Annotated in this window: 11 protein-coding genes and 1 pseudogene; 4 read left to right on the top strand and 8 right to left on the bottom strand. The window is 41.7% G+C overall.

Annotated features, from left to right (window positions below; all coding sequences use genetic code 11):
• Window positions 1-118: 118 nt before the first annotated feature.
• The 4 genes from recD (at window position 119) to AVJ20_RS13810 (ending at window position 6,751) form a co-directional block, all read left to right on the top strand.
• Window positions 119-1,846, top strand: a complete 1,728-nt coding sequence (gene recD, locus AVJ20_RS13825) for an exodeoxyribonuclease V subunit alpha (protein WP_416240552.1) — start codon at window positions 119-121, stop codon at window positions 1,844-1,846.
• A gap of 867 nt (window positions 1,847-2,713) precedes the next feature.
• Window positions 2,714-2,983: a 30S ribosomal protein S15 gene (rpsO, locus tag AVJ20_RS13820; protein WP_067761248.1), complete on the top strand. Its 270-nt coding sequence runs from the start codon at window positions 2,714-2,716 to the stop codon at window positions 2,981-2,983.
• Window positions 2,984-3,256: 273 nt separating this feature from the next.
• The gene (gene pnp, locus AVJ20_RS13815; RefSeq protein WP_111885640.1) at window positions 3,257-5,344 is read left to right on the top strand and encodes a polyribonucleotide nucleotidyltransferase; all 2,088 of its coding nucleotides are present in this window, start codon (window positions 3,257-3,259) and stop codon (window positions 5,342-5,344) included.
• Window positions 5,345-5,482: 138 nt separating this feature from the next.
• Window positions 5,483-6,751, top strand: a complete 1,269-nt coding sequence (locus AVJ20_RS13810; RefSeq protein ID WP_111885627.1) for a magnesium transporter CorA family protein — start codon at window positions 5,483-5,485, stop codon at window positions 6,749-6,751.
• A 35-nt stretch (window positions 6,752-6,786) separates the two neighbouring features.
• On the opposite strand, the pseudogene AVJ20_RS19015 reads toward AVJ20_RS13810, so the two are convergent.
• From AVJ20_RS19015 to hslO, 8 genes and pseudogenes are all read right to left on the bottom strand, one after another.
• Window positions 6,787-7,235: pseudogene (locus AVJ20_RS19015) on the bottom strand (DUF2147 domain-containing protein).
• A gap of 159 nt (window positions 7,236-7,394) precedes the next feature.
• The gene (locus AVJ20_RS13800) at window positions 7,395-7,658 is read right to left on the bottom strand and encodes a YdcH family protein (RefSeq protein ID WP_078192816.1); all 264 of its coding nucleotides are present in this window, start codon (window positions 7,656-7,658) and stop codon (window positions 7,395-7,397) included.
• A gap of 81 nt (window positions 7,659-7,739) precedes the next feature.
• Window positions 7,740-8,078 (bottom strand): chaperone modulator CbpM, encoded by a 339-nt coding sequence (locus tag AVJ20_RS13795; protein WP_111885626.1) that lies wholly within the window; start codon window positions 8,076-8,078, stop codon window positions 7,740-7,742.
• Window positions 8,079-8,088: 10 nt separating this feature from the next.
• Window positions 8,089-9,051 (bottom strand): DnaJ C-terminal domain-containing protein, encoded by a 963-nt coding sequence (locus AVJ20_RS13790; RefSeq protein ID WP_111885639.1) that lies wholly within the window; start codon window positions 9,049-9,051, stop codon window positions 8,089-8,091.
• A gap of 141 nt (window positions 9,052-9,192) precedes the next feature.
• A complete protein-coding gene (locus tag AVJ20_RS13785; RefSeq protein WP_078192815.1) occupies window positions 9,193-9,657 on the bottom strand; it encodes a DUF2147 domain-containing protein in 465 nt (154 codons plus the stop codon).
• Between the two features lie 188 nt (window positions 9,658-9,845).
• Window positions 9,846-10,310 carry a DUF2147 domain-containing protein gene (locus tag AVJ20_RS13780; RefSeq protein WP_111885625.1) on the bottom strand — a complete coding sequence of 155 codons (465 nt, stop codon included), beginning with the start codon at window positions 10,308-10,310 and terminating at the stop codon, window positions 9,846-9,848.
• Between the two features lie 284 nt (window positions 10,311-10,594).
• Window positions 10,595-11,047, bottom strand: coding sequence for a DUF2147 domain-containing protein (locus tag AVJ20_RS13775; RefSeq protein WP_111885624.1), 453 nt, complete (start codon window positions 11,045-11,047; stop codon window positions 10,595-10,597).
• 246 nt (window positions 11,048-11,293) lie between these two features.
• Window positions 11,294-12,169 (bottom strand): Hsp33 family molecular chaperone HslO, encoded by an 876-nt coding sequence (gene hslO / locus AVJ20_RS13770; RefSeq protein WP_111885623.1) that lies wholly within the window; start codon window positions 12,167-12,169, stop codon window positions 11,294-11,296.
• Window positions 12,170-12,204 lie beyond the last annotated feature (35 nt).

Raw genomic sequence — 12,204 nt, 5'->3', positions numbered from 1 at the left:
GGAAAATGATCAAAAAGCCTTATCAGCCCAGCCTTTGCACGCGGGACAAGAAAATACTGTAGAAACGCAGGTTTTAGTTCCCCAAAATACCCAAGAAAAAGCTGATTTAGATGCGGTTTTGCCGGATTGGATTGACTATTTAATCCAACATTATTTACCCAATCAGGCCAGTCATCCTGCTGCAAATCAGTTAATTCAACAATTGATGCAAGCCGTGGAAAAAGGCGATAGTTGTATTTTGGCCGAAGATGCGCAGATTCAATGTTTGGCTCAGATGGTTCAGCACGAGCAAGCTGAAAAAACACCTGTTGCGCCTTTTATTTTTGATTCACAGCGACTTTATCTTTATCGCTATTGGGCACTAGAAAATGCTTTAGCCAAGCAAGTTGCACGTTTAAAACAGCAAACAGAGCAAAATCTCAATCAAACGCAGATGCTTAATATTGAAAAGGATTTACTGACCGATCCTCATCAGATCCAAGCACTGCACATGGTGTGTCAGCACAATTTTAATATCATTACCGGTGGGCCTGGGACAGGTAAAACCTATACCTTGGCTCGGATTATTGCCGTGTTGAATGAGCAAAATCCAAATTTAAGAATTGCCATGGCAGCGCCGACAGGAAAAGCGGCGCAGCGCATGGAAGAAGCCTTACAAGCAGCGTTTAAAGATCCTGCATTGCAGCATTATTCGATTATTCACAAACATTTGAAACCCGTGACTTTGCATCGTCTATTGGGATTAGGGACGCGCGCTATCCCGCGGTTTAATGAACGTCAACGCTTACCCTATGACGTCATTGTGGTCGATGAAGCCTCTATGTTGGACTTAAGTTTGGCGCAGATGCTATTCGCGGCAATCCCTCAGAACAGTAAGCTGATTCTCTTAGGGGATGCAGAACAGTTGGCTTCGGTCGATGTTGGCGCTGTTTTGGCCAATCTTCAGGATGTCGATGCCTTACAAGCCAACCGTACCCATTTACAGACCAGCCGCCGTTTTGTACAGGGTGCAGCCATTGGTGAGTTTGCTCGTTTTATTCAACAACAAGAACAACAGCAGACAACCACAGAAGTTCTGGTGAAATTCGAACATCAGGTGGTATCTGCATCCGAACTTCAGCCGATTCAACTGACACCGAATATGAGCGATGTGATTCAGTTGCAATATCTCCCCGAAGCCACGAACAGTGCGGCACATTGGGCAAAATATTATGATCAACTGATGTATGGTTTTCAGCCCTATGTGGCATGGTTAAAACAATGGCCAGAGCAACCCGCTGAATATACAGATTGGTTAGCCCAATTGATTCGCTATTTTGATGATTATCGGATTCTATCGGCCATTCGACATGGAAAATTAGGCTTACACGAACTCAATCAGCAGATTGAACTACGGGTCTTAAATGCCTTGGGTGTGTTGAAACAAGGGGATTGGTATGTCGGTCGTCCAGTCATGATGACCTATAACGATTATCAACTTGGACTATCAAATGGTGATATCGGGATTTGCTTAAAACGACCGATGACGGAAAAGTCGCAGTTTGAGGTTTATTTTCCAAGTTTGGATAAATGGGTTGTGGCAACACGGCTACCTAAAAGTATAGAAACCGCCTATGCCTTGACCATACATAAGTCTCAAGGTTCTGAATTTACCCATACGGCGGTAGTTTTGGAAAATCATGCAACTGAAATGATGAGTAAAGAGCTGATTTATACTGCTATCACTCGTGCAAAAAAAGTGGTGAGTTTACTTGTTGCAAAAGATGCATTGGCAAAAGCGCTTATAAAAAGAACAGCACGAGTTAGTGGTTTGTTAGAAAAAATTAACAATCACCTGTCTTTGTAAAGCCTGGGCTAAATGTGCCGTATTTTGTAAGAAATAGCTTACATTGATTCAGGAGATTTGCGCATAGAGCTTCTTAGAGCTTTTTGAGAAGATGACTTCACAGAAAAAGAACTCAACACGGATGGTTGAGTAAAATCGCAAAAGTATAAGAATAACGTCAAAAGACAGCGAACTTACAGTGAAGTAAGGAAATAGGAAACTTACAGCCGCTAAGCCTTGTAGTTTTGGGAGAGACTACAAGGCTTTTTTATGTATAGAAAATAAGAAATGCCTATATGCTGTAACAGAAAAGAAATAGAGCTTAACCGATGTACGAAAAAGCTTACATATAGATACGAAAAATACGACTTTTATCTAACAGCCGTTGTGGCAAAATCTACCACATAAGGAAGTGCAAGTTAAAACATGGAATGTTTAACATAAGGACGCGGAAAAGCGCCACATAAAACAATAAATAATAAAACAATAACTAAAAAAGAAGAAACTACAGCGCAAAAAAGCCCGAGCCCAGCTCGGGCTTTTTTTTAATTATTCCAGTTCGAGTTTTGTATCCTAAACATCGAGTGGCAAAATGTATCAAAAATAAGTTTAAAATTCATTCAATAATCTGGAATTCAATGTGTTGGAAATATGCAGTTTTATGTCGTATAGGGTGTCGAAGCATATAAAAAATTTATAATGGAATCGAGAGGAAAAATAAGGCGTTATTGTCATTAAGAAAACCTGACGAAGTCGGCTATCTCTTTTTGCAATTAAGACGATTTTCCCTTAATATAATGCACTTGCTGTAGTGATGCACGGCAGTCAGCTGATTTATTGGTTGATTCGTATCAAAAGTTAACTTTATAAGCATCTCGGAGAAATCGAATGGCTTTAACAAACGCAGATCGCGCAGAGATCATTGCAAAATTCGCTCGCGCTGAAAACGACACTGGTTCACCAGAAGTTCAAGTAGCTCTTTTAACTGCTCAAATCAATGATTTACAAGGTCACTTCAAAGAGCACAAACACGACCACCATAGCCGTCGCGGTCTTATTCGTATGGTTAACCAACGTCGTAAGCTTCTTGACTACCTTAAAGGTAAAGACGCTACTCGTTACAGCGCATTGATTGCTGCTTTAGGTTTACGTCGTTAATTCGATTTAAGCTTTTATTTTCGGACTATTGCATGCTAAGTGCCGTATTACTGAAAATTAAAGTCTATCCAACCTTGGTTGGATAATGGGGAAGGGGCGATGATTCGCTCCTTCTTTGTGTCTTAAATTAGTATTTTAAATTAATGTTTTTAATCTCTAGTGAGGTCGGCTTCTAAGCTTTGTCATTTATGTTACAGCGTTTGGGGCGTTGAATGAATGCCAAACCTTAGGGGTCTCCACTAGAATAAAATCAGGAAAAAATAAAACATGTCGATGTTTAATATTATTCGTAAAGAATTCCAATATGGTCAGCATCAAGTTGTCCTAGAAACAGGTCGTATTGCGCGTCAAGCGAATACTGTGATCATCACTATGGGTGGTGTACAAGTTCTTGTTGCTGTTGTTGCTCAGCCAACAGCGAAAGCAGGTCAAGACTTCTTCCCATTGACTGTTAACTACCAAGAAAAACAATATGCTGCAGGTCGTATTCCGGGTGGTTATGGTAAACGTGAAGGCCGTGCATCTGAAGCTGAAACGCTTATTTCACGCTTAATTGACCGTCCAATTCGTCCATTGTTCCCAGAAGGTTACTACAACGAAATCCAAGTGACTGCGACTGTTATTTCTTCTGATAAGACAATGGAAGCTGACATTGCTGCAATGTTAGGTACTTCAGCTGCACTTGCAATTGCGGGTACACCTTTCCGTGGTCCAATCGGTGGTGCTCGCGTTGGTTTAATCAACGGTGAATACATCCTTAACCCGAATCACGAACAGCTAAAAGAATCTGACCTTGACCTTGTGGTTGCAGGTACAGAATCTGCGGTATTGATGGTTGAATCAGAAGCGAAAGAGCTTTCTGAAGACCAAATGCTTGGCGCTGTATTGTTCGGTCATGACGAAATGCAAATCGCGATCCAAGCGATTAAAGAATTTGCTGCAGCTGCTGGTGCAACAGAGTCTACTTGGACTGCACCTGCGAAAAACGAAGAGCTTCGTGCGAAATTAAAAGAAGCGTTTGAAGCGAAAATCTCTGAAGCATACACAATCGCTGTTAAACACGATCGTTATGCAGCACTTGATGCGCTTCAAGCTGAAGCTGTTGCTCAATTCGTTCCAGAAGAAGACGTTGATGGTATCGCTGACGACTTAGCTGAATTATTCGAAGACCTTAAATACCGTACAGTACGTGACAACATCTTGTCAGGTAAGCCACGTATTGATGGCCGTGATACCAAAACAGTTCGTGCGCTTGACGTACAAGTTGGTGTATTAGACCGTGCTCACGGTTCTGCATTATTTACACGTGGTGAAACTCAGGCGTTGGTAACAACAACTTTGGGTAATACACGTGATGCGTTAATGGTGGATACATTAGCAGGTACGAAAACTGACAACTTCATGTTGCACTACAACTTCCCTGCATACTCTGTAGGTGAAACTGGTCGTGAATCTGGTCCTAAACGTCGTGAAATCGGTCATGGTCGTCTAGCGCGTCGTGGTGTACAAGCTGTTCTTCCTGCAGCTGACCGCTTCCCGTACGTGATTCGTATCGTATCTGATATTACTGAATCAAACGGTTCATCTTCAATGGCGTCTGTATGTGGTGCTTCACTATCACTTATGGATGCAGGTGTGCCAATTAAAGCACCAGTTGCTGGTATCGCGATGGGTCTTGTGAAAGAAGGCGAACGTTTCGCAGTGCTTTCTGACATCTTGGGTGATGAAGACCACCTTGGTGATATGGACTTTAAAGTAGCCGGTTCTGCAAACGGTATTACTGCACTTCAAATGGATATCAAAATCGAAGGTATCACTGAAGAAATCATGGAAGTTGCATTAAACCAAGCGTATGCAGGTCGTATGCACATCTTAAATGCAATGAACCAAGTGATTTCACGTGCTCGTCCTGAAATTTCAATGCATGCACCTACATTCCAAGTGATCAACATCAACCCTGATAAGATCCGTGACGTGATTGGTAAAGGCGGTGCAACAATCCGTCAAATCACTGAAGAAACTAAAGCGGCAATTGATATCGAAGACAACGGTACAGTTCGCGTATTTGGTGAAACTAAAGCGGCTGCATCTGCTGCTGTTGCGAAAATCCAAGCGCTTACTGCTGAAATCGAACCAGGTACAATCTACACTGGTAAAGTGATTCGTATCGTTGAATTTGGTGCGTTTGTAAACATCCTTCCAGGTACTGATGGTTTACTTCACATCTCTCAAATTTCTAACGAACGCATTGCGAACGTTTCAGACGTATTGTCTGAAGGTCAAGAGATCAAAGTACAAGTTGCTGATGTCGACAACCGCGGTCGTATCAAATTAACCATGAAAGACATCGAACAAGCTTAATGGTTTGTTGATTCACAGGGTTTCGGCTCTGTGAATGGATTCTAAAAAGCCTTGAGTGCAGTCAGAGTATGAACTTTGACTTGCTCAAGGCTTTTTTTATGGCATCATGCAAAAAGTAAACACAATAATAAATGAGATATGCAAACCTATTATTTTTTTCAGCATCCAACAGCGGCGCAAATCTATGTGCAAGACCAAGTGCAATGTGAGCATCATCCTGAACTTGAGCCTGAGTTTATTTGGATTGATTGTACCCGTGAAGATGTCGTCAACCGTCCAGAGCAGTGGCAGAGTGATATTTTTCAGGCATCAGACTTGCGGGTCAATGAATACCATCTGCGGGATATTTTAAATTTAGAGCATCCGTGTGCTTTTGACACACTCGATGATTATGATTTATTAATTTTTAGAAAAATGGTTACACCCGATGACCAAATTGTTGCAGGTGCAGATGCGCTTGAAAAGCATGAGCGGGTCTTTGGTTTGGCGACCACCCCGATCAGTTTTTTGCTCACGCCCCAAGTGCTGATCACGGTGCGCGAAAAAGGCAACAAAGCCATTGAAAGTTATATCCAACGAATTGAAACCTTAATTTCTCGGCCGATTGATGAACAAAATAAACCACGAAAATTAGCCCTTACACCCTTAGATTTGGCATTGCGTTTACTGAATAATATGGTGGATGGATACCTCGATTTACGTGTTCCATTGACCCGCCGTGTCGAGTTTTGGCAGCGAGAATTGCTGCAAGGGCATCGGCGTTTTACCAAGTGGCATCAGTTGTTGCAGGAAAATATGGCCTTTCAGCAAGTGGAAAATTTGTGTGAAGAGCAAATTGAAGCTTTGCAAGAACTGCGTGATGAAGTTGTGGATAATTACCCACATTTGAAAGGCAAAAAGCGCAGTGAAAAGCAGGATATCATGCTGGTTCGGGTAGATGATTTAACCAGCCATATCGAACGCATTCAAAAACATACCACACGATTACGCAGTGCTGTGCAGGCCGCGATTGATCTGCATTTTTCAGCTGTCGCCAACCAAACCAATGAAAATATGCGGATTCTGGCGATTATTACGGCGATTTTCGCACCATTAACCTTATTAACCGGTATATACGGTATGAACTTTGAGTTTATTCCTGGACTTAAGTCACCAACCGGTTTTTGGATCATGCTCGGCATCATGCTGATGACCACGATTTTACTACTGTATTATTTTTATCGACGGCATTTGGTCGGGCGCGGTGAAAAAAGTGTGATTGATATGTTGGCACAGCAGCACGGCGATCAACACATGAATCTGTTTTGGTTTATGGATTATGAACCAATCAAACAGACGGTGAAGGGCACAGTCAAAGGTACGGTTAAAACCATGAAAGAAATTGAGAAGCTGACGAAACTCAAATAATTCGTGTCAGCTTCTCTGATGGGTGGGTTTAGTTGCTAATCATTACGAATCCATGTGGTACTACGTCCGAGTGCAGACACGCCAATATAGCCGCGCATGGTTAAACGTTTGCCATTCGCACTCAGCTTGGCTTTGCCTTTATAGACATTGCCCGAGAGGGGATCCAGCACGGTTCCATTGCTATATTGATTTGGATGTTGTGGGTCTGGTTTAAATTCTTTGATAATTTCGGAACCTATCAAAACCCATTTTTGAGTTTGCCATTACATTTTAAGCATACTTCAACCAAGGGTTTGTACGGCAATGGGCATATTGCAGTGAGTGTTCCACTATACGTCCCGTCGGCATTTTTAACGACGGTGACATCGCCGCGTGAATATCCTGTTTGGTCATCAATTGTTTTCCAAACACTGGTCATATCATTGGCATGCAACAGACCGCTGAAACTGAGTAATGCTCCAAATAGCACATGATGTATTTGCATGATGAATCCTTTGTCATGATTTTATTGTTTTTTAAAAATCTGCAGTACAACGCGATTTGACCGATCCTTATGGTCTTGGTAATTCAATTGCGTAGCCTCGTGGGTTGTACTGCGAACGACATGCATCATGAAAAATCCCCCTATACATGAATCGATATCTCAAGAGATATCATCATTTTCGTTACTTTTCAGCAAGCGATAAATTTCATCTTTTAGCTTTAATTTCTTACGCTTAATGGTCTCAATATCCGTGTTATGATGATTGACAGGATTTAATTCCAATTGAATAATTTCACGATCTAACTCATCATGTTCTTCAAAGATCCGTGCAAAATATGGATTTTCATCACGTAACTGAGAGACCAAATCACGGTACTCAGGAAACATGTTTTTGACTTTTTTATTGCAATCTCGTGTTTTCATGGTTGTCGATCACTTCCTCTACAAGACAAACTCTACAAGAAAAGAAAAACGCCCTGCGAGGCAGAGCGTTCATGATTACATTTAATGTGAATGAAACTGTTGGTGTTTGACTTGGCGACGTAGTTGTTGAACTTCGTCAATTAAATCAAGCATCATAGCGACCGCAGTAAAACTGGCATCGAAATCTCGTTGAAGCCGATACGCACGCCGTGCGCGAGATATATCATCGCCAAAAAATTGATGAATCCTGTCTTCTGAACGGCTAGGCAGAATATCGTATTCGAGTAGTTGCAGAACCCATTCTGGACTTTGCCCACAGGCAGAGGCAAAGTGTTGTAGATCAAAACTACTTTTTTCGTCTACGATTTCAGTCTGTTTACATCCGTCACAGACAATTTCACGATAATGAATTGTTGTCATGGTGCTCTCCTTAAGACTGTCGTGGATTAAATGACGGAAAAGCTTGAGCAAAAGCCGCATATGCTTGTTGCTCTTGTTCGGTTTGTGCAGCTGGTATCTGTATATTTAAAATCAGGTAAAGGTGTCCGGGTGTTTTATTTGGTATCCCTTTGTCCTTTAATCGTAGCTGTTGACCAGTACGTGCATTTTTAGGAATTTGTAGTTCTAATGTTTTGCCATCAGGACTGGTAAATGCAATTTTTTGACCCAATGCGGCTTCCCATGGACTGATATTCAGTTGTTGGAAAATATCAACGCCTTCTACACGGGTTTGCTCGGTTTGTTTATACAAAATTTCAATGTATAAATCACCAGCGGCTCCACCGTTATAGCCAGCTTGCCCTTGGCCGGAGAGTCGAATTTGTTGACCTGATTTCATACCTGCGGGAATTTTGACTTGCAGGGTTTTACGTTGGACTTCAGGCTCACCATGGGCATTGAGGCTTGGAATCTGTAAGGTGATATTCTGCGTTGCACCATGAAAGGCAATATCTAAATCCACTTCTAAGCTGGCGTGTTGGTCTTCACCACGGAAGCTCTTGGTTTGGCGGTTTGCACGTTGATACTGATAGTCACCGCCACCAAAGCCTTGCCCAAAACGACCAAACAAGTCTTCAAATCCACTAAAGTCCGCATGCTGACCATCACTCGTCGATTGGCGATAAAACTGAGATTGGTCAAAACCACCTTGGTTGCCAGCATTAAACCCAGCAAATCCTTGAGGATGATCGAGTTCAAAATCGTATTGTTTTTTCTTTTCGGCATCACTCAAGGTGTCGTATGCAACATTAATCGCTTGCATACGCGCTTCAGCATCAGCTTCTTTGCTGACGTCAGGGTGATATTTACGCGCCAATTTTCGATAGGCTTTTTTAATTTGATCTGCCGAAGCATCTCGGGCGATCCCTAAAGTTTGATAGTGATTGTCTGGCATACTCTCTGTATAAATATTGATCATGTTTAAATCAATATAGAATGGTTCATCAAACTGTCATAGGGGCAAACTGCAGCTTATTGTTTCAAAACATGACAATAAAAAAGCCTCACGAGGAGGCTTTTAAAAACACATTTAAAATTAATATTTTATCCAAGTGACACTACGACCAATCACAGATACACCAACATACCCACGTATAGTTAAATGTTTTCCTGAAGCACTAAGTCTTGCTTTGCCTTTATAGATTTTTCCACCAATCGGGTCCAGAACTTTACCGTTTTGGAATTCACGTGGATTTTTTGGATCTTGTTTAAAGTCCCAAATAAATGGCAAGCCGATAAAAGGTTTATTTTTCAATTCACCTGGGCAGTTCGAGCAGACGCCCATTTTTTCAGTGCCTGGGACATTACGAGTGGTGACAATGATGCCTTCATAGCTACCATCGGCTTTTTTGCGAATTTCAACGTCTGCACGCGAATATCCTGTACGGTCATCGACGGTTTTCCACTTACCCACTAGCGGATCGGTTTCCGCAGCGATTGACAATCCTGACAAAGTGCTAAGTAGTATTCCGGCAAATAATTGTTGATATATTTTTTTCATTTCATCCCCTGAAAATTCAGAATTGTGTTTTTAGAGTAAGTTGCCTAATTTATATATAAAGCCCTACAAAATCAATGTGATAGTTTGTGATGTATTTGGCAGAATTTCTTAAAACGCTGCTTTAATATGGAGTTTTTACTCTAATTTTTAAGTTAAAAAAGGCCTTTAATGATTTAAAGGCCTCGTGCTTAGTTTTTGACCCAAGTGACATTGCGTCCAATTGCAGAGCCTTCAGTACGACCATTGATGATCAAATGCTTGCCATTATTCATCAAACGAGCGCGTGCATTGTAGTGCTTGCCTGATTTGGGATCGAGCATCACTCCACCCACAAATTCATTGGGCTTTTCTGGATCAGCGCTTAAGCCGCTTAAAGTGGTTAAACCGACCATGGGTTTATTTTTCTGAGCACCGGTGCATTGCGTGCATGTCGAAACATTTGCTGTTCCGGGTACGCTTCGGCTTTGGATAATAGTGGCCGAATACAGGTCATGCTTATCTTTGCGAATCACCACATCGGCAAGGGAATATCCTGTTCGATCATCAATGGTTTTCCATGTCCCCACTAAGGGATCAATCGCTGCAAAAGCAGAGGATAAACTGCAGATGGAGAACATGCCGCACAGGATAGAAGGGAGGAATTTAACAGCCATATAATTACCCACATTACACAAAAAGCGGATGCCTAAAACTTAAAGGCATAAAAATATTATGGGTTTAATGTAGCCTGAAATAATATGAATATTCTAGTGATTTTTTAAGGATTGGTATTTATATTTTGAGCCAAAACATGAACGTGTTGGCGCTAAATGAGGTTTATGCTGAACGTCTACGCACTAGTAAAATAGTCGGAATTCATCTCAAAGTAGATTATTATTGGCATGATGAACTCGTCTGGAGTTGATTTCATCATGCCAATGAAAGCCAAAAGGCCGCTTTAGTTGACGCGGATCCAAGATACCGTCCGGCCGAGGAGCGTGGTTCCAACATAACCTCGAAGTGTCAGCACATTGCCGCGTGCATTCAATTGCCCTTTACCTTGATAAGTATTGCCTGAAAGTGGGTCGATCACCTTGCCATCGGTATAGGCATTCTCTTTTGCATTATGTTTAAAGCCAGAGAAGATCGGTAAACCAATTAAAGGTGCATTTTTGAGTTTACCTTCGCATTTTTCACAAATGGTGGTGACAGGGCGGTTGGGGATGGCATGTACTTTGGTGATTTTACCGCTATAGCTACCGTCTTTTAATTTGGTGATTTGGACCTCTGCACGGGCATAGCCTGTTTTGTCATCTATGGTTTTCCATGTCCCGACGAGGTCTGCTGCATGTGCTGTTATTAGGCCAAAGCAGAACATGGCTAAAAGAATAGCGAGTATTTTGAGTTTCATATTTTATCCAGTTTTTTTTACATTATTTTTCTATTAAAAATAAAGCTCTGTTGATTTTTTGACTTTATTTCTGGCGCGATTCTACTCGAAAAAAAATTGATCGCAAATACAGCTGATCATCTTGAGGTTATAAAGTTCGCAACCATTCGACTAAGCGGATGAAAGTAACTGTTCTAAATTTAATGGGAATAATAAAAAAGCACCCCGAAGGATGCTTAGATTTAGGCTTTCAATCATCACGATGATTTAGCTGAGGTGTTGACCAAAAAGGGATAAAGCTTCTTCTGCAGTAAAGGTATATTTTGTATTACAGAATTGGCAATCCATTTCAATTGGGTTTTGAAACTCTAGGGTTTCACGAACTGCAGCAACACCGATTTGTTCAAGTGCTGTCGCACAGCGTTCTTTTGAACATGTACAGCCAAATTTTAAGGCCTCAGTTTCAGGAAGACGAACTTCTTCTTCGTTGTATAAACGATATAAGATTTCATTTGCGGATAAAGACGTTAACTCTTCTGCTTTTAATGTCTCAGTCAGCATGGTTAAACGTGGCCATAGATCTTCATCGACACGGCGTTGTTCTTCTTCGTTGTTACGTGGTAATAACTGGATCAGCAAACCACCTGAACGGCTGTTGCTGCTTGCTAAGACGATACGTGTTGGGATCTGTGCAGATAGATCATAATATTGCATCAAGCAACCCGCTAATGTCGGTTTGTCTAAAGGTACAATCCCTTGATAACGCTCACCAAATTCAGGCTCGATATTAATGAAAAGCACTGGGTTTACCAAGGCTTTCAGTACCGTGCTGCTGTCTTCAGCGGCTTGAAAGTGCGGGTCTTCTTCATAATCGGCAAGTGCGCGAACTTCACCGAGATGATTACATTCCGCCATTGCCCATTTAAATGTGCCAGCTGCCTGAATTTGTAAGCTAATACGACCTTTAATTTTTAAGGTACTGGCCAACAAGGCAGTCGCGCTGAGCATTTCACCCAAGAGAATTTGTACAGCAGGTGCATAGTCACGCTGTGCAAGAATTGTTTGTAGGGCTTCTTCAAGATGAACCACTTCTCCACGAACAGGGCTATCTTCAATAAAAAAGCGTTGGCGTAAATCTGACATAAAATTCTCCATAACCCTGCTTTAATGGTGACGAT

The sequence above is a fragment of the Acinetobacter sp. CFCC 11171 genome (genome assembly GCF_003268405.1).
In the GTDB taxonomy this organism is placed as follows: domain Bacteria; phylum Pseudomonadota; class Gammaproteobacteria; order Pseudomonadales; family Moraxellaceae; genus Acinetobacter; species Acinetobacter amyesii.
This window is presented reverse-complemented; position numbering and strand designations above follow the sequence as displayed.